The organism is Pseudoalteromonas fuliginea (assembly GCF_000690055.1).
In the GTDB taxonomy this organism is placed as follows: Bacteria; Pseudomonadota; Gammaproteobacteria; order Enterobacterales; family Alteromonadaceae; genus Pseudoalteromonas; species Pseudoalteromonas fuliginea.
The window spans coordinates 1-19445 of record NZ_JJNZ01000061.1; the positions used below are offsets into that span (position 1 = coordinate 1).

The 19445-nt window shown below is 38.9% G+C and carries 18 protein-coding genes; all 18 read right to left on the bottom strand.

The features are described from left to right. Positions 1-55: 55 nt before the first annotated feature. The 18 genes from DC53_RS05160 to yidD all read right to left on the bottom strand — a co-directional run bounded on the left by DC53_RS05160 (position 56) and on the right by yidD (position 19363). The gene (locus DC53_RS05160; protein WP_033031116.1) at positions 56-2191 is read right to left on the bottom strand and encodes a winged helix-turn-helix domain-containing protein; all 2136 of its coding nucleotides are present in this window, start codon (positions 2189-2191) and stop codon (positions 56-58) included. A 159-nt stretch (positions 2192-2350) separates the two neighbouring features. Continuing rightward, positions 2351-2773: a F0F1 ATP synthase subunit epsilon gene (locus DC53_RS05155; protein ID WP_007377666.1), complete on the bottom strand. Its 423-nt coding sequence runs from the start codon at positions 2771-2773 to the stop codon at positions 2351-2353. Positions 2774-2786: 13 nt separating this feature from the next. Next, the gene (gene atpD / locus DC53_RS05150; protein WP_007377665.1) at positions 2787-4172 is read right to left on the bottom strand and encodes a F0F1 ATP synthase subunit beta; all 1386 of its coding nucleotides are present in this window, start codon (positions 4170-4172) and stop codon (positions 2787-2789) included. Between the two features lie 33 nt (positions 4173-4205). Further along, a complete protein-coding gene (gene atpG, locus DC53_RS05145) occupies positions 4206-5066 on the bottom strand; it encodes a F0F1 ATP synthase subunit gamma (protein WP_033031118.1) in 861 nt (286 codons plus the stop codon). A 60-nt stretch (positions 5067-5126) separates the two neighbouring features. Continuing rightward, positions 5127-6668, bottom strand: a complete 1542-nt coding sequence (gene atpA, locus DC53_RS05140) for a F0F1 ATP synthase subunit alpha (protein ID WP_004335270.1) — start codon at positions 6666-6668, stop codon at positions 5127-5129. A gap of 14 nt (positions 6669-6682) precedes the next feature. Further along, on the bottom strand, positions 6683-7216 hold the full coding sequence (gene atpH / locus DC53_RS05135) for a F0F1 ATP synthase subunit delta (RefSeq protein ID WP_007377663.1): 534 nt from the start codon (positions 7214-7216) through the stop codon (positions 6683-6685). Positions 7217-7232: 16 nt separating this feature from the next. Next, a complete protein-coding gene (atpF, locus tag DC53_RS05130; protein WP_004335264.1) occupies positions 7233-7703 on the bottom strand; it encodes a F0F1 ATP synthase subunit B in 471 nt (156 codons plus the stop codon). A gap of 41 nt (positions 7704-7744) precedes the next feature. Then, on the bottom strand, positions 7745-7978 hold the full coding sequence (gene atpE / locus DC53_RS05125) for a F0F1 ATP synthase subunit C (protein WP_004335261.1): 234 nt from the start codon (positions 7976-7978) through the stop codon (positions 7745-7747). A gap of 56 nt (positions 7979-8034) precedes the next feature. Beyond that, complete coding sequence (gene atpB, locus DC53_RS05120; protein ID WP_024597178.1) at positions 8035-8892, bottom strand: F0F1 ATP synthase subunit A; 858 nt, start codon at positions 8890-8892, stop codon at positions 8035-8037. A 15-nt stretch (positions 8893-8907) separates the two neighbouring features. Then, the gene (locus DC53_RS05115; RefSeq protein ID WP_007377661.1) at positions 8908-9288 is read right to left on the bottom strand and encodes an ATP synthase subunit I; all 381 of its coding nucleotides are present in this window, start codon (positions 9286-9288) and stop codon (positions 8908-8910) included. A 142-nt stretch (positions 9289-9430) separates the two neighbouring features. After that, positions 9431-10357: a ParB/RepB/Spo0J family partition protein gene (locus tag DC53_RS05110; protein WP_007377660.1), complete on the bottom strand. Its 927-nt coding sequence runs from the start codon at positions 10355-10357 to the stop codon at positions 9431-9433. A gap of 20 nt (positions 10358-10377) precedes the next feature. Then, the gene (locus DC53_RS05105) at positions 10378-11163 is read right to left on the bottom strand and encodes a ParA family protein (protein WP_007377659.1); all 786 of its coding nucleotides are present in this window, start codon (positions 11161-11163) and stop codon (positions 10378-10380) included. Between the two features lie 14 nt (positions 11164-11177). Continuing rightward, positions 11178-11798 (bottom strand): 16S rRNA (guanine(527)-N(7))-methyltransferase RsmG, encoded by a 621-nt coding sequence (gene rsmG, locus DC53_RS05100; RefSeq protein WP_007377658.1) that lies wholly within the window; start codon positions 11796-11798, stop codon positions 11178-11180. A 15-nt stretch (positions 11799-11813) separates the two neighbouring features. Then, a complete protein-coding gene (mnmG, locus tag DC53_RS05095) occupies positions 11814-13703 on the bottom strand; it encodes a tRNA uridine-5-carboxymethylaminomethyl(34) synthesis enzyme MnmG (RefSeq protein WP_007377657.1) in 1890 nt (629 codons plus the stop codon). 428 nt (positions 13704-14131) lie between these two features. Further along, the gene (gene mioC, locus DC53_RS05090) at positions 14132-14581 is read right to left on the bottom strand and encodes an FMN-binding protein MioC (protein ID WP_007377656.1); all 450 of its coding nucleotides are present in this window, start codon (positions 14579-14581) and stop codon (positions 14132-14134) included. Between the two features lie 1104 nt (positions 14582-15685). Beyond that, positions 15686-17050, bottom strand: coding sequence for a tRNA uridine-5-carboxymethylaminomethyl(34) synthesis GTPase MnmE (gene mnmE / locus DC53_RS05085; protein WP_033031120.1), 1365 nt, complete (start codon positions 17048-17050; stop codon positions 15686-15688). 394 nt (positions 17051-17444) lie between these two features. Beyond that, the gene (gene yidC, locus DC53_RS05080; protein WP_033031122.1) at positions 17445-19079 is read right to left on the bottom strand and encodes a membrane protein insertase YidC; all 1635 of its coding nucleotides are present in this window, start codon (positions 19077-19079) and stop codon (positions 17445-17447) included. Between the two features lie 8 nt (positions 19080-19087). Continuing rightward, entirely contained in the window at positions 19088-19363 is a 276-nt protein-coding gene (gene yidD / locus DC53_RS05075; RefSeq protein ID WP_008138026.1) for a membrane protein insertion efficiency factor YidD, read from the bottom strand. Positions 19364-19445 lie beyond the last annotated feature (82 nt).

Genomic DNA, 19445 nt, shown 5'->3' on the forward strand with positions numbered 1-19445 from the left:
TTCCTTAAGAACTAAGCTATGATTAGTAACTAGGTCACTTCACAAAAAACACTAACTAATCGCTTTCCTCTAATGAAAACCTCACAACTTCGTTATTTACTAGCTCTACTATTTCTAATGATAGAATGTTTCCTGAACTTGAAAAATTAACTTCTCGAATAACATCTTCTGCTTTACTAATCTCGAATACTTTATTAGGAGCGATATTAACGCCTTTGGAAAAATCATATTCGTATACAGCTTTCCCTGTTGAATGATAAAGTTTATTTTGGTTTGTTGATAAAGAGTGTTTATAGGCTGATTTTTTTACTTTAAAGCCTTTTGTTTGTTCCCCAGTTGATAAGTCGAAAAATATCAACATATCTAAACTATTCAAAAAAACGAGTTTGTTATTTTGTAACTGACCAAACCACACTGCATTTTTTACTGGTAACAATATACTATTAGAATTACTTCTATTAAAAATATAAGAGCTGCTGTTTGCACTAGGTTCATCCTGCACAATATAACCAATATTTTTATCTAGTAAATAATTAACCGAGATCAAATCACCTTTGGGGGCAATAACATCCTTAACGGATAACTCTTCATACTTGAGTATTTCTATTTTCTTTTCATCAACGCCAAAAGCTTCTTGGGAATCAGAAGATATTTTAAAGTCCTTATATCTTAAATTTACCTTTTTAGACGTGAGCTTACCGTCTTTGAATACTGTATTTAATTTAACAGATTCCCCATCACTACTTAAAAAAACAACATTTTCTCCAACTGTATTTGCAAAGCCACTTTCTAGCTTTGATACACGCTCAAAGTTTTCAGAAGTTAAATCGAACCTGTAAATATTATGATAAAAAGGGTAAGTAAGCCCTAAAATATTTTTATTATCAATTGGATAGGTTGATGAGTAAACACTTTCACTATCCACTTTTGTTTTACTTTCTAGACGGTTATTTTTTAATGAGTATTGGTAAAGAATCTCTTCAATATTGTCAAACCATAGCAGTGAATCTGTCTCATTGTTGTAGTTAATTGACCATATTCTATTCTTAGTCTCATAAAGCTTTATTTGGGCACCACCTTCTAAATCCGTCATGTATAATTGACTGGAATTAAATTGGTGTCTTTCAAAAATAATTTTGTTTTGGTTTTTTATAAAATATAAAAGTTTATCACCATACGAATTTAAGTTTGGTGAACTTATTTGAAACTCCTCACCTGTACTTAGGTTTCTATTAACAAGGACCGATAATTCAGAGCGATTTCTGTAACCATATTTAGAATATATATAAGAGTTGTTACCTAAACTTACAACATTCATTAGGTTTGATGGCTCACAATCAAATAAAAACTTACTATCAGCATTACTTGTTAAACCGACTTCCCACAGCTCACATTTACCTTCGCTTTCTAGACTATAAATTGCACGCTCACTATCAATAGACCAACCTGCAGGGAATATATTAGCATTAACTTCTGAGATTATTCTCTCTTGACCGGTATGTAAATTTTTGATTAAAAGCGATGAGTATAGTTGTTCTTTTTCAAGGAGTGTAAGTGTAACAGTTGAACTGTCTGGAGAAAGTACCATTCGGCTATATACGCCTTGTCGCCAAGATAGAACTTCCTCTTTAAATTTTTTATTAACAACATTTAAGTTTTTTGTTTCAACCTTGGGAGGCGTATTTTTTTGGCCAACTTTGCCTGGATCTAATACGTTTAAAACAATGTAAAAACCAATAAAAACGACCAAAGTGAATATAGCCAATAACTCAATTGATATTTTTTGTTTTTTATTAGGTGTTTCTTTTAATGCATTAACTTGGCTGAAAGACGAATTACCTTCTTCATAATATATAATCTCTGGCTCTAAAAAGAAGCTATACCCTTTTCTATAATGTGTTTTTACCACTAGGCCGCGTTGCATATCTGATTTCAGTACTTTTCTAAGCTCTGAAATAGCTCGGTTAATGGCGTTATCGTCGACATAGTGCTGACACCATACGTCATCAATTAAATCTTGACGTGTGATAATCGACTCTTTATTAAGAATAAGGTAGCTAAGAATTTTGAACAGCAACGGTTCTAACTCCCTCTCAATTACACCATCATTAATAGTTTGCCGTCTGGGATTTAAACGCCAGGCTCCAAACTTAATTTCTGCTATTGATTCTGAGAAAGTTGACGGTTTCATTGGTAGGTCACTACGTCCTTATAGCTAATAATTCGATGTAAATTTAATTATTAAAATTAACTACTTAATATTGTTTAGATTATCAGTAAGGCCTGATAGAGTCATCTATACGAGTACAAAAAAGCCCACTTAAAGTGGGCTTTTCAAAACCGGATAGGCTTACTTGTGACGTAATTGCTGAATTACGCGTAACTGAGCAACTGCTTCTGCCAGTCGCGTAGCCGCTTGTTGATAATCAAACTCAACAGCTGACGAATTCGCCATATGTTCTTCAGCTTCACGTTTAGCTTTTTGTACAGAATCTTCATCTAAATCTTCACCACGAACCGCAGTATCTGCAAGAATCGTGATGTGATTTGGTTGAACTTCTAATGTACCGCCAGCAACATATATCACATCTTCGTGACCAAATTGCTTAACTAAACGTACCATACCAGGTTTAAGGGCAGTTAGTAATGGAGCATGGCCTAGGTTTACACCCAGCTCGCCTTCACTACCAGATACTTGAATCGATTCAACAAGACCAGAGAACAAACTCTGCTCAGCGCTTACTACGTCAAGATGTACAGTCATAGCTGTCATACTACCCTCCTAGTTACATGCCTTTGGCTTTTTCTTGAGCTTCTTCGATAGAGCCAACCATGTAGAACGCTTGCTCTGGCATATCATCAAATTCACCGTTTAAGATGCCTTTAAAGCCAGCAATTGTATCTTTTAGTGATACGTATTTACCAGACGCGCCTGTAAACACCTCTGCCACGAAGAATGGCTGAGATAGGAAACGTTGGATTTTACGTGCACGAGATACAAGTTGCTTATCTTCGTCAGAAAGCTCGTCCATACCTAGGATTGCAATGATGTCTTTAAGTTCTTTATAACGCTGAAGAACTGTTTGAACGCCACGTGCTGTATCGTAGTGCTCTTGACCAATTACTTGTGGGTCAAGTTGACGTGAAGATGAATCAAGTGGGTCTACCGCTGGGTAGATACCAAGTGATGCGATATCACGTGAAAGTACTACTGTTGCGTCTAAGTGAGCAAAGGTAGTTGCTGGAGATGGATCTGTTAAATCATCCGCAGGTACGTATACCGCTTGGATTGATGTAATTGAACCAGTCTTAGTTGAAGCGATACGTTCTTGAAGCACACCCATTTCTTCAGCAAGTGTAGGCTGGTAACCTACCGCTGATGGCATACGACCAAGAAGTGCAGATACTTCTGTACCAGCAAGTGTATAACGGTAGATATTATCTACGAAGAAAAGTACATCGCGACCTTCATCACGGAACTTTTCAGCCATAGTAAGACCAGTTAACGCTACGCGTAAACGGTTACCTGGAGGCTCGTTCATCTGACCGTATACAAGCGATACTTTATCAAGTACGTTTGAATCGTTCATCTCATGGTAGAAATCGTTACCCTCACGTGTACGCTCACCAACACCTGCGAATACTGAGTAGCCGCTGTGCTCGATTGCGATGTTACGGATAAGTTCCATCATGTTTACAGTTTTACCAACACCGGCACCACCGAATAAACCAACTTTACCACCTTTAGCAAACGGACATACAAGGTCGATAACCTTGATACCAGTTTCTAAAAGCTCAACTGAACTTGATTGCTCTTCGTATGAAGGCGCTGCACGGTGAATAGACATACGGTCTTCTTCGCCGATTGGACCCGCTTCATCGATTGGCTCACCAAGTACGTTCATGATACGACCAAGTGTTGCTTTACCAACTGGAACTTGAATCGATTCACCTGTATTCATAACTAAAGCACTACGACGTAAACCATCAGTAGTACCCATAGCGATAGTACGCACTACACCGCCACCTAGCTGTTGTTGAACTTCTAAAGTCAAACCAGCTAAATCGCCATCTGTTACTCTTAGTGCGTGGTATACCGCTGGCACGCTATCTTGTGGAAATTCAATATCCACAACGGCGCCGATAATTTGGACGACCTTACCTAAACTCATGTCTATTCCTCTCGTTAATCTTTACCTGAAGCATTAAACTGCTGCTGAGCCAGAACAAATCTCACTAATTTCTTGTGTGATTGCTGCTTGGCGAGCCTTGTTATAAACAAGCTGTAGCTCGTCCATAAGGTCACCTGCGTTATCAGTTGCAGCTTTCATTGCAACCATACGAGCAGCCTGTTCTGAGGCAGCATTTTCTACCACACCTTGGTATGCTTGAGACTCAATAAAGCGTACTAACAAAGACTCTAAAATAGCCTCTGGGTTTGGCTCGTATAAGTAATCCCATGTGTGAGCAGATACTTCTTCTTCAGCTTTTGGCAAAGGGAGTAACTGATCTATAATTGGCTCTTGCTTCATGGTATTAACGAATTTGTTATATACCAAGAATAAACGGTCTATTTTGCCTTCAGAAAATGCATCAAGCATAACTTTTACAGGACCAATAACGTCTTGTACTGAAGGTTTATCTCCTAGGCCCGCTTTTTTAGCGAGTAGTTGACCACCAAAACGTTGAAAGAAGCCAGCTGCCTTACTACCTAAAGTAGCAAATTCAGCATCAACACCTTTCTCTTTCCACGCTTTAACATCAAGTGCAACTTTCTTAAACTCGTTTGAGTTTAGACCGCCACACAGACCACGGTCTGTAGAGATAACAATATAACCAACTCGTTTTACTTCACGATCTTTTAAGAACGGGTGAGTAAAATCAAGATTTGCTTGAGCAACACGACCAATTACTTCACGTAATTTATTAGCGTATGGACGGCTTGAAGCAACGCGTTCTTGCGCCCTTTTCATTTTAGACGCAGCAACCATTTCCATTGCGCTAGTGATCTTTTGAGTGTTTTTAATACTCCCGATCTTGCTTTTAATCTCTTTTCCGCTGGCCATGACTCTCTCTCCGAATCAAGGTGTGCTTTAGTTTCCTAAAGCGCACCATTAATAACTAAATTACCAAGTTTGCGTAGACTTGAACTTCGTAAGAAGTTCTTTAAGCTGCGCTTCGATCTCGGCATTCAAGTTACCAGTTTCATTGATTTGAGCCACAAGCTCTGCGTATGTGCTAGTTGCATAAGAAAGTAAAGCTGCTTCAAAGTCACCGATTTTCGCGATTTCGATGTCTTGAAGGAAGCCTTTTTCAGCAGCAAATAACGACAAAGACATTTCAGCAACAGACATTGGCGCGTACTGTTTCTGCTTCATTAGCTCTGTTACACGCTCACCATGCTCAAGTTGAGCACGAGTAGCATCATCAAGGTCAGACGCGAACTGCGAGAACGCAGCTAATTCACGGTACTGAGCTAGGGCTAGACGAATACCGCCACCTAGTTTCTTAACGATTTTAGTTTGTGCAGCACCACCAACACGCGATACCGAGATACCAGCATTTACTGCCGGACGGATACCTGAGTTGAATAAGTCAGTTTCTAAGAAGATCTGACCATCGGTGATAGAGATAACGTTAGTCGGTACGAACGCAGAAACGTCGCCGCCTTGAGTTTCAATGATTGGCAATGCCGTCAATGAACCAGTTTTACCTTTCACTTCACCATTAGTGAACTTTTCAACGTAATCTGCGTTTACACGCGATGCACGCTCTAAAAGACGAGAGTGAAGGTAGAATACGTCACCTGGGTATGCTTCACGGCCTGGTGGACGCTTAAGTAGTAATGAAATTTGACGGTAAGCAACTGCTTGCTTAGACAAATCATCATATACGATTAATGCGTTTTCACCACGGTCACGGAAGTATTCACCCATAGTACAGCCCGCGAACGGTGCTAAGTACTGAAGTGCCGCAGATTCAGAAGCAGATGCAACAACTACGATAGTATTTGCTAGTGCACCATGCTCTTCTAATTTACGAACTACGTTTGCAATAGTAGATGCTTTTTGACCAATCGCAACGTACACACACTTAACGCCTGTGTCTTTTTGATTGATGATTGCATCGATTGCTAGTGCAGTTTTACCTGTTTGACGGTCACCGATGATAAGTTCACGTTGACCACGACCAACTGGAATCATCGCATCGATAGATTTATAACCAGTTTGAACTGGCTCATCTACTGATTTACGCTCGATTACACCTGGTGCAATTTTTTCTACAGGTTCAAACCCGTCGTTATCTAAAGCGCCTTTACCATCGATTGGAGCACCTAGTGTGTTTACAACACGACCAAGTAGACCAGGACCAACAGGAACTTCTAAAATACGACCAGTTGTATATACTTTTACGCCTTCAGTAAGGTCAGCGTACGGACCCATTACTACTGCACCAATTGAGTCGCGCTCAAGGTTTAGTGCGATAGCATAACGGCTGCCAGGAAGCTCAATCATTTCACCTTGCATACAGTCAGCAAGACCGTGGATGCGGATGATACCGTCAGTAACAGATACAATAGTACCTTCGTTACGAGCTTCACTTACAACTTCGAACTTCTCAATACGTTGTTTGATCAGATCTGAAATTTCAGTGGAATTAAGTTGCATGCTCTTTTTCCCAATTACGATTGTAGTGTTGTAGCTAAGCGGCTTAATTTACCGCGAATAGTACCGTCGATTACAGTGTCGCCAGACCTAATAATAAGTCCACCAACCACTGACGCGTCTTCACTACAATTCAGCTTAACTTTGCGTGCGAAACGTTTTTCAAGTGCCGCTACCAATGACTCTTGTTGCGCAGCAACAAGAGGAGTTGCAGAAATCACATCTACTTCGATTTCTTTATCGTATTGTGCTTTAAATTCAGCAAATAACTGTGCAACTTCAGGTAGAGCTGTCAAACGTCCATTTTCAGCCATCACCTTAACTAGGTTCTGACCTTGTTCGTTGAGCTGCTCAGCACAAAGTTGAATAAATAATTCAGCTTGTGCAGTAGCTGTAGGCATACCTGCTAAAGCGGATGATGCTTGTTCATTGCTGGCTACGTGGCCTGCAAAGAACAACATATCATTCCAGCTTTCTAGAGTGCCTTTCTCAACGGCAAGTTCAAAAGCCGCTTTAGCGTATGGGCGAGCGATAGTAGTCAAATTAGACATGCTCATACCCTCCTAATTACAGCTCAGCGACAAGTTTTTCAACGATGTCACTATGTGCGGCTTGATTAATTTCACGCTCTAAAATACGTTCTGCACCAATCACTGCCAGAGTTGCTACTTGCTTACGTAGCTCTTCTGTTATGCGATTACGTTCAGACTCAACTTCAGAGTGCCCTTGAGCAATGATACTTTCACGCTCTTGCTGACCACGAAGTGTTTCTTCGTCAACAATTAGCACTGCACGCTTTTTAGCTTGATCAATGATATCAGCCGCTTGAGCTTTTGCATCTTTAAGCTGTTCAGCAGCTTTCTTTTGCGCAAGTTCTAAGTCTTTTTCGGCTCTATCAGAGGCAGCTAAACCATCTTCGATTTTTTTCTGGCGAGCTTCAATTGCACCGTTTAGTGGTGGCCATACGTATTTCATACAAAATAATACGAACACCGTAAACGCAATCAATTCACCGATAAGAGTGGCGTTTAAATTCACAACCGCTCCTCCTTAAATAGTAAGCTGTTCAAAAAATAAAATTAAAGTACGAACAACAATACCATAGCGATACCAACACCAATCATTGCTACAGCATCGATTAGACCAGCAAGAATAAACATCTTAACTTGTAGCGATGGTGCAAGCTCAGGTTGACGCGCACATGCTTCAAGGAATTTACCGCCCATGTTACCAAAACCGATTGCTGTGCCGATTGCACCAAAGCCGATTAGTAAAGCTACTGCGATATACTTAAGACCTAATACTAGTTCCATTTTTTTCTCCAAAGTTTCAATTGTAAATTAAAGTTAAATATTAAAGGTTATAAAAATTAGTGATTATCTGAGCTTGCCATACTTAGGTATACGATTGTTAGCATCATAAATACGAATGCTTGCAATACAATTACTAAGATGTGGAATACAGCCCAAACAAAATGCAATGGTAATTGCATAAATCCGATAGCGCCGATCAAGATGAAAATCAATTCACCTGCATATAAGTTACCAAACAAACGTAGCGCTAATGAAAACGGTTTAGAAACCAGCGCAATCAGTTCAAGTAATAAGTTAAACGGGATTAAAAGGATTTGTAGTGCAGTATTATTTGAACTAAACGGGTGAAGTGTTAGTTCTTTAATAAAACCACCGATGCCTTTTATTTTAATTGAGTAGCCTATCATTAAAATAAATACGCCAAGCGCTAGCGCCGCAGTCATATTAATGTCAGTCGTTGGTACAATTTTCATGTACACATCGTGTGAATCCATACCAAACGCAGTTTCACCAACAAAACCAGCTAATGCAGGTAAAAAGTCAACCGGTATTAAATCCATTAAGTTCATTAAAAATATCCAAACGAATATTGTTAATGCTAATGGTGCAATAAGCTTGCTTTTACCATGGAAAGTATCACGTACGTTGTCACCAACAAACTCTACTACCATTTCAATGAAACATTGAAATTTTCCAGGTACACCTAGTGTTGATTTTTTAGCGGCACTACGAAAGATCCATAAAAATATAAGACCTAAACCGATAGACCATGCGAGGGTATCTATATGCCATGTCCAGAATCCACTGTCCGTACATGCTTTATTGAAGGCGAGACCTGTATCGGTCGAGCACATCTTAGCATTGGTCAAATGGTGCTGGATATGGCCAGATAGAGTAACTTCTTCTGCTGCCATGTTATATCCCAAAAGTTAATGTTTAAAAAAAACGGGTGCGAACAATCCAGTAAAGAGCGCCAGTATATAAGTACTAAAAAAGGGTAATAAAATTACCGGAAAATGCTTCAGTACTAGCGCAAACAATACAATTGTTAGCATAAATTTTAATCCGTTGCCGCGTTTCAACGAGGCATACGCTTGATTTGCTCGACTTGCACCCATATACCTAAATGCATAAAGTGCAAATACAAAGTGCGGAAGTACTGCGACAAATCCACCAGCGAGTGATGAAAGCGAAGCATTGGCTCCCGAACTAAAAAAAATAATTACAGCAGCAACTAATGCTACAACACCCTGAAGGCAAATTAACTTTAATACGGCAAGTCTATATGGACTCGCTAACTTATCAGTCACGTTTAGTTAACCTTTATTGCGTTCTAATTGTTAGGGTGTGAAAACTGGCGAAATTATACTTAATCCTGCCAGTTTTGCAACTTGAGTAGACGGTTTGTAACACGAAATAGCTACAAATGTCTCTTTTTAGACATGTAGAAAACTAATGGTGGGTATTGTCTTGATTAATGCGATTTAAAATGCCGTCAAGTTCGTCCAAATTAGTATAAGAAATAACAAGCTTACCTTTGCCTTTTTTATTGTAATTTATTTCAACTTTGGCACCTAGGTTTTCAGCAAGTTGTTGTTCTAATTGCTTAACATCTGGATCTTTTTCGGTTATTTCTTTAGCTGGCACTGGTTCTAAAATTGAGCGAACTAATTTTTCGGTTTCTCGAACTGTTAGTGCTTTAGCGACAGCTAAACGAGCAGCATCTGACTGCGCTTCGCCTTCAAGGGCTAACAGGCAACGAGCATGGCCCATTTCAATATCGCCATGCTCTAACAAAATCTTCACATCGTTATTTAAGTTATTTAAACGCAGTAAATTAGTTACAGTCGTACGTGATTTACCTACCGCATCAGCTACTTGTTGATGTGTTAATTCAAATTCTATTAGTAAACGATTAAGTGCAACCGCTTCTTCCATGGCATTTAAATCTTCACGCTGAATATTTTCTATCAGTGCAATCGCAACGGCAGCTTCATCGGGTACATCTTTAATAATACAAGGTACTGTTTCAAGCTTAGCTATTTGCGCTGCGCGCCAACGACGCTCACCGGCGATAATTTCAAAGCTATTATGTGCAATAGGGCGCACAACAATAGGTTGAATAATACCTTGTGAGCGAATAGAACTAGCAAGCTCTTCTAGCGCCTCTTCAGACATGTCTTTACGAGGTTGGTATTTACCAGAGTGTAAAAACTCTATTGGAAGTTTTTGTAATTCACTGTTATTTGGCCCAGCTGCATTTTTTACAGCTTCAGTCACGTTTGATGTGTCTTGTTCCTTGCTTGCGCTCGGTGCAGGCTTTGACGAACTTAAAAGTGCATCGAGTCCTCGGCCTAAACCTCGTTTTTTAGCAGACATGTTATTTTTTTACCTCAAAGTTAGGCGACAACGGACGCTGTTTTTTCTTTTCTGCGTAACATTTCACCAGCGAGTGCTAAATACGCTTTAGCGCCACTTGATGCCCGGTCATAATACATAGCTGGAGCACCAAAACTAGGTGCTTCGGCTAAGCGAACATTACGTGGGATCACCGTACGGTATACTTTATCGCCAAAATGTTGTTTTAATTGTTCTGATACATCATTTGCCAAACGGTTACGCGGGTCATACATAGTACGAAGTATGCCTTCAATTTGTAAGCTCGGATTCACTAATCTAGCAAGCTGCGTAATCGTATCCATTAATGCGGTTAACCCTTCAAGTGCATAATACTCACACTGCATTGGTACCAAAATAGAATCAGCCGCAGCCATAGCATTAACAGTTAACATATTTAAAGAAGGCGGACAGTCTATAAAAATAAATTCGTACTGGTCCTGAATTTTTTCAAGCGCGTTACGTAAACGCACCTCACGGGCAAATAATTCCATGAGTTTAACTTCTGCAGCGGTTACATCACCGTTTGCAGCAATCATATGGTATTCGCCAGACGTTTCTTTGATGATAACGTCTTCTATAGGTTTATCTTCAATAAGTAAGTCGTAAATAGTTGGCACATCGCCGTACTTATCTACGCCACTCCCCATAGTCGCATTACCTTGCGGATCGAGATCAATTAACAGCACTTTACGTTTCGTTGCAGCCATAGATGCAGCGAGATTAACAGCGGTTGTAGTTTTACCCACTCCACCTTTTTGATTTGCTAATGCGATGACTTTTGCCACAGTGTCTCTGATCCCTAGTCTTTAGAAAGAATAATTAAATGTCGTTGTGCATCTAACTTAGGCACTTCTAATGCAATTTTTTGCTCAAACTTGACGCCTGCAGGTAATGACTCTAGCTCTTCGCTAGGGAACACGCCTTTAAGTGCTATAAATTTACCCGAATGATCAATTAAGTGCGAACACCAGTCAACCATATCTTGTAATGAAGCAAATGCGCGACTGAGTACGCCGTCTAATTTAACACTTGGTTGATATTCTTCAACTCTAGACTGCACAGGGGTTACATTATCAAGACCTAGTTCATGTTTAACATGCATTAAAAATCGCACACGTTTACCTAAACTATCTAATAGCACAAAATGTGTATTTGGTAATGCAATTGCCAACACGATACCCGGTAAGCCAGGCCCTGTACCTACATCAATATAATGATGTCCGGGTAAATGAGGCGCAACAACTAAACTGTCCATAATATGCTTAATCATCATTTCTTCAGGTAAACGTACTGAAGTTAAGTTATAAGCTTTATTCCACTTATTTAATAACTCAACGTAACGGACTAGCTGTTGCTGTTGTTTTTCTGTTAGCGCAATATCAGTTTGCGCTAACAATGTAGTTAATTGTTGCTGTAACACTATGTACCCTTATCGTTACGCAGATTTGCGTAATAAGCCTTGCTTCTTCAGATACACCAATAATAGCGAAATCGCCGCAGGGGTGATACCAGAAATACGCGATGCTTGACCAATCGTGTCAGGACGTGACTCAATAAGCTTAGCAACTACCTCATTTGATAAACCAGATACGGTTTTGTAATCAAACTCTTTTGGTAAAATTGTTTGCTCATGACGAAGCTGCTTATTGATTTCATCTTGTTGGCGCGCAATATAACCTGCGTACTTAGTATGGATCTCAACTTGCTCGAGTGCTGCTTTATTTGTGAATTCAGATCCCAATCCGTCAATAGCCATCAGATCGTTGTAACGAATTTCCGGACGGCGAAGTAATTCTTCCAAGCTTGCTTCACGCGTAAGCGGGGTTTTAAGTAATGCGTTTACTTGATCTACAACGGCATGATCTTTGTGGATCCATGTATCTTTAATGCGTTGTTTCTCTTTTTCGATTACTTCCATTTTTTCGTTAAATGCCTGCCAGCGTTCGTCATTAACCAAACCAAGCTCACGGCCTTTTTCAGTTAAACGAATATCAGCATTATCTTCACGAAGTAATAAACGATATTCAGCACGGCTGGTAAACATACGGTAGGGTTCTTTTGTACCCAGTGTTGCTAAGTCGTCGATTAATACACCAACATAAGCTTCATCACGACGTGGTGTCCAAGAATCTTTGCCTTGCACTTTTAGCGCAGCATTCATACCTGCAATTAAGCCTTGTGCACCTGCTTCTTCATAGCCGGTGGTGCCGTTAATTTGACCCGCGAAAAATAAGCCTTCAATAAATTTAGTTTCTAAAGACTGTTTTAAATCACGTGGATCAAAGTAGTCATATTCTATTGCATAACCTGGTCGACAAATATGTGCATTTTCAAAACCAGAAATAGATTGCACAATCTCAAGTTGTACATCAAACGGTAAACTAGTCGAAATACCATTTGGATATAATTCGTATGATGTTAAACCTTCAGGCTCAACAAATATTTGATGTTTATCTTTATCTGCAAAACGAACAATTTTATCTTCAATTGAAGGGCAGTAGCGAGGACCAATACCTTCAATAACACCTGAGTACATAGGTGAGCGATGTAGGTTTTTACGAATAACATCATGTGTTTTTTCATTTGTGTAAGTGATGTAACACGGTATCTGTTGCGGGTGATCTGATTGTTTACCCATAAACGAAAATACAGGTGTTGGTGTATCACCAGGCTGTGCTTCCATTTTTGTAAAATCAACAGTACGTGCATCAATACGTGGCGGTGTACCTGTTTTTAAACGATCAACTCTAAATGGATGTTCACGTAAGCGATCAGCTAAAGCAATTGAAGGAGGATCGCCTGCACGGCCGCCTTTGTAATTTTCTAACCCTATATGGATTAAGCCACCTAAAAAAGTACCCACGGTTAAAACAACACTTGGTGCACTAAAACGCAAACCCATTTGAGTTACTACGCCAGTAACACGATCGTTTTCAACAATAAGATCATCACACGATTGTTGAAAAATTTTAAGATTATCTTGATTTTGCAATGTTGTTTGAATAGCCGCTTTGTACAAGGCGCGATCTGCTTGTGCTCGAGTTGCACGAACAGCAGGTCCTTTTGAAGAATTTAGTGTACGAAATTGGATCCCGCCTTTATCAATGGCCTGTGCCATTGCACCACCAAGCGCGTCAATTTCTTTTACCAAATGACCTTTGCCTATCCCACCAATCGCTGGGTTACAAGACATTTGACCAAGGGTATCCATATTGTGAGTCAGTAGCAGGGTATTCATCCCCATACGGGCAGCTGCTAATGCGGCTTCAGTGCCAGCATGTCCACCACCTACTACGATAACGTCAAAATTTTCGTGAAAAATCATTAATGGGATCCTACTTAAATCAAACCGGTAAACTTCAAAAGGGAGCGTATTCTACCTAGAAATTGGCAGAAGATAAATGATTAAACAGTGGGCAAGATCTAAGTATGTGATCTCTAATAATATAAAGGATCTTTTAAAGAGATCTTTTATTACTATTACTACTACTGATCGACTTTTCTGTTGATAAGGTTTAGATCTTCATTAAAAACATCAAATTAGATCAGATCTAAAGGTGTTAATATGATCGGATCATCCCGCAAATAAGCTCTGATCAAAAAGGCGCTTTATGCACAGGGCTGAATCAGTTAGATCTTATCCCATGGATAAGCATGCTTTAAAAAGCAGTTTATTCAATCTTTATCCACAAAATCTATTAAATTATTAGTAAATTGTGGGTAACTTTATATGTAACTTTTTACTTGATCTCTCTATTTTAAGCCTGTTTTGGTTATCCAAGAGTCTAACCATGCTAATGCGGTGTCCTCTGGTAGTGCTTCATCGAGAATATTAAGCTCTAAGCGTTCTGCTACTTTTATAGCGCCTTTTTGAGCTAATAAGGCATCTATATTACGTCCAGCCTGGTTGTAAGTGTCATAACTGGTATCACCTAAAGCGATTACTGAGTATTTTAATTGAGATAAATCATTAGCTTGAGTCACATCTTCAACAAAGCTAATAAAGTTTTCAGGGTAATCACCTGCGCCATAAGTAGATGTGCAAATTAACCAAATGGTATTTTGCTGATCAATATCGCTAAATTCAGGTTGATCATGTAGTTGTGTAGTAATACCAAGGTTATTTAGCGCGTCGCTTAGTTGCTCTGCAACATACTCGGCTGATCCCATTTGGCTGCCAACAATAAGATTTACTGAACTCATGAATATTAGTGATCACATTTGTTTTAATTGCTGACTATGATAACTGAGTGAGGGTAACAGTAAAGTTAAGAGTGCCATTTTGTATAACTATTTTTGCAGTAATTTTACACTCATTCAAAAGCGTTTCTTTAAGTTATTGATAATATAGGGTTTAACAAATTATCTTTAAATGTAATCTTCTGATCAAGTTGTTGATAACAGTGGGGAAAGCTCTGCTTAAGTAGGCTTATTAGGTTGTTTTATATCCGCTAAGTTATTGATATTTTTAATCAGTAAAAAGTTGAAATAGTAATTTATATATTAAAAGTAAATGTTGATCATAATGTGGATATAAAGCCTGTTGATAACCTCAAATTTAGATCTAAAATATATTTTTAAAATGATCTAATAAAGCAGATCTAATGAAATTAATTAAAAATAAGCTCATAAACGGATAAATATTAATAAATAGTGAGGTTTTTTCAGCTTATTTACCTGTTTTTGGTATTTGTTTGATCAAAAAAGCTGGCATTGTGGATAAGTGATCGAGGTTTTTTAAATTTAATGTAGGTTTAGAGTCGTTATTTTTATATATTTTGCTGGTTGAGTTAGCAGATCAAAACTTTTTAATACTTAACTGTTGAGCTTTTTATTTAAATAATCACAGTGATCATCAAATCATATATTTAAAAAGTAAGCTTTTTAGAGCATTAACCAGTGTTTTTTAGCTCTTTAATTAAGCAAAAAGCATCATTTTTTATGTCTGTGAGATGTGTTGTTAGGATTTTGGCTAACTAAAGTAAGTATAAAAAGGCAATTTATAACTTTCTTCTGCATGAAGTATAACGCTTTAAAAGTGTGTTATTGTTTGAAAAATGTATCGGTTTTGTATTAATAATAGGGGTAATTTACGCTATTAATGCCTCTAAAGAGTATATTCCACATTGTTTAATCTACGTAATCAGACCTCTCTTAGCACGTAACAAAGGTAGCTTTGAATATGATTTATCGACTGTAACTCTCAGGTATTAGACGTATAAATAGCATATTTTAAAGCCTAATTTTTTATATGAAAAAGAGCACCTGAGTGCTCTTTATAATAAGAATATGCTTGTAATAAGGTGTTTATTTACCAATACAAAACGAGCTAAATATCTTTCCTAGTAAATCGTCAGAGGTAAATTCACCGGTTATTTCATTCAAATATTGCTGTGTTAAACGTAATTCTTCAGCCAGTATTTCACCGGCAATGTGCATTTCTAATTGTGTTTTACCGGTATCTAAATGATGGGCCGCACTTTCCAGTGCATCCAAATGACGACGGCGCGCCATAAAGCCACCTTCTGTTGCACCTTGAAAGCCTATACAGGCTTTTAAATGCTCGCGAACAAGTTCAATACCGTCAGCATTTTTGGCACTTAAGCTGATGACCGGGTATTGTTGCTCTTGCTCCATACCGACAATATCGCCCGACAAATCGGCCTTGTTTCTGATGACTGTCACGCCCATACCTTCTGGTAATTTTGCCATAAACTCAGGCCAAATTTTATGCGGGTCAGTATCTGTAGTATCGGTGCCATCAAGCATAAATAAAACCCGATCGGCTTGATTTATTTCATCCCAAGCACGTTCAATACCTATTTGTTCTACTCTGTCTGGGCTTTCGCGTAGGCCTGCGGTATCTATAATATGCAGTGGCATACCATCTATATGTATATGCTCTCGTAGTACGTCGCGAGTGGTACCGGCTATTTCTGTTACGATTGCGGCTTCACGACCAGCTAGAGCGTTGAGTAGGCTTGATTTACCCGCATTTGGGCGACCAGCAATAACAACACGCATACCTTCGCGCATTATGCTGCCTTGCTTGGCTTGATTAGTTACGGTATTGAGCTGATTTATAATGGCATCTAAATCACCAGATACTTTACCGTCAGATAAAAAGTCAATTTCTTCATCAGGAAAATCAATTGCCGCTTCTACGTACATACGTAAGTGAATTACTTTTTCAACGAGTGTTTCTATGTGCTTAGAAAATTCACCTTGCAGCGACTGTAGGGCGCTTTTAGCGGCTTGTTCGCTGGTGGCATTAATTAAGTCGGCGATGGCTTCTGCTTGTGTTAAATCAAGCTTGTCGTTCATAAATGCACGCTCAGAAAACTCACCTGGTTTTGCTAAACGAACGCCCTCGATTTTACTAATTTCTTTAAGTAACATATCCAGTACTACAGGGCCGCCGTGGCCTTGTAGCTCAAGCACATCTTCGCCTGTAAATGAGTTAGGACCTGCAAAGTAAATGGCAATACCTTGATCAAGTTGCTCGCCAGCTAGGCTTTTAAATGGCACGTAATCGGCGTAGCGAACTTTAGGAATTTTACCTACCACTTTTTTGGCAACGCTTTTAGCAAGGCTGCCTGAAACGCGAATTATACCAACGCCACCACGTCCGGGAGCGGTTGCTTGTGCTGCAATTGTATCTTGATTGATCATGCTATTAATTTGCCAACGATGAGTAACTTTATGGCGGTATTGTAACCTATGAAATAAACACTCGCGAATACTCTGGTGAAAAACAGGCAATAAAAAAGGCGACCGAAGTCGCCTTTATATAAGTAATATACCCAAGCCATCTCAAGATGCGAGTTTCAGTTGGAGTTAAAAGCTATTTAGGCAAGGCATTGATTGAGAATAATAGTGGTTCTATTGTTAAATCAATAACGCAGTATAAATCGCTTTTAAACCAACCCTTTGGGCGTTTCACAGGTACTTAATTTCATCGTTGTTACTTTTTAAAAGGGACTGCCATTCTTGCAAAGTAACGCCTTGATCTTAAGCCCCTGTGAAACGCTGAATTTTGCATCTTGATGTGGCTTGGGTATAGGCGCTAGCCTCTTACTTTAATTCCTTTCTTTTCCATGCCACGGTAGATGATTAACATCTGGACAATAGAAATAAGGTTAGACACTAACCAGTAAAGAACTAAACCCGATGGGAACCATAAGAAGAATACAGAGAAGATAACCGGCATAAAGGTCATCATTTTTTGCTGCATTGGATCAGTTACCGTCATAGGCTGAAGTTTTTGCGTCACAAACATACTCGCACCAAATAAGATTGGTAATACGTAGTACGGGTCTTGTGCAGAAAGGTCTGTTAACCAAAAAATAAATTCAGCATGGCGAAGTTCAGTTGACTCTAAGAATACGTAGAACAAGGCTAAGAAAATTGGCATTTGTAGCAAAATAGGGAAACAGCCACCCATTGGGTTAACTTTTTCTTTTTTGTACATTTCCATAGTTGCTTGGCCGAACTTTTGACGGTCGTCACCAAACTTTTCTTTAAGAGCTGCCATTTTAGGCTGTAGCGCACGCATTTTTGCCATTGAAGTGTATTGCGCTTTAGTAAGTGGGTACATTAACGATTTAACGATAATAGTGATGGCAATAATTGCTACACCCCAGTTACCTAAAATGCTATGTAGCCATTTTAGCAATACAAATAAAGGTTGCGAAATAAACCATAACCAACCGTAATCTACAGTTAAGTCTAGGTCTGGGTGAATCGCTTCAAGAATATCTGATTCTTTTGGGCCCATATAATAAATAGCAGTTAGTGTTTGCTCACTACCAGCTTGAATATTAACAGCTTCATCTTTAGCACCAATAATAGCGGCATTACTTTTTGTAATTAAGCTATAAATTGTATTTGATTGATCCTGCATTGGAACCCAAGCACTTACAAAGTAATGTTGAATAAAGGCAACATAACCACCTTGGGTGTTTTTGTTTAGGTTTTTATCAGCCATATCTGAAAAACTATACTTTTCGTATGGTTCTTCGTCAGTACCGTATGCAGCACCTAAATAGTTTTGATCAACCATGCTGCCTTTTTCTTGTACGGTACGCTTAATCTGCGTGTATAGCTGTACTTGAAGTGGTGCGCTGGTGGTGTTGTTAATTTTGTACTCTAAGCCTACGTCATACTGACCTTTTTTGAATACATATGTTTTAGTAAAACTAACACCATTACGATCTGTAAACTGAAGTGGAACGCGAAGCTCATCACCCGTTAAGGTATATGACTTTTGTTCGGTATTGTAAGTAGGGCGACCGTTAGCTGATGCGTCAGGGCCATTTAAGCCAATTAAGCCACTTTGTGAAAAGTATTGTTTGCCATCAAACTCACCAAGCAACATAAAAGGAGTGTTACTTCCTTTGGTGTCTTCGTATTGAAGAAGGTCTGTTTCAACAATGTCACCGCCTTTGGTGTCAATTTTAACTTTAAAAACGTCAGTTGTGATTTCAATAACTGAACGTTTAGCTAAAGTTGCTGAAGTAGGTAATTCTGAATCTGACGATGAAGGAATATAATCATCCGACTCTGGTGAATTTGCTTTTAGTGTTTGTGTTGTGGCACTTGGATCGACTTTAGGCTTGTTGTAATCATTGTCCCATTCTTGGAACAATAAAAACGACACTAGCATTAGGCCAATTAATAAAAACGTGCGTTGCGATTCCATAACAGCTCTTATTTCTCGTGTTGGTGGTTAATATGGGTTAATTTTTCAGGGACGGGGTCGTCTCCGCCTGAATGTAAAGGATGGCATTTTAATATGCGTTTCAAAGCTAACCAACTACCTTTTACCGATCCATGCAATTTAATTGCTTGAATAGCATAACTAGAACAGGTTGGATTAAAACGACAATGCGGACCTAACAGCGGGCTAATCCACTTTTGATAACCGCGGATAAATAACACTAAACAAAAAGTTGGTAAAGCAACAAGTGGTTTAAGTAACCTCATGATGTTTATGCCCCTACTTAAGTTTAGTGAGATAGATATCATGTATTTAAAGACTCAATTAGAAATTTTAAATGCATGATTA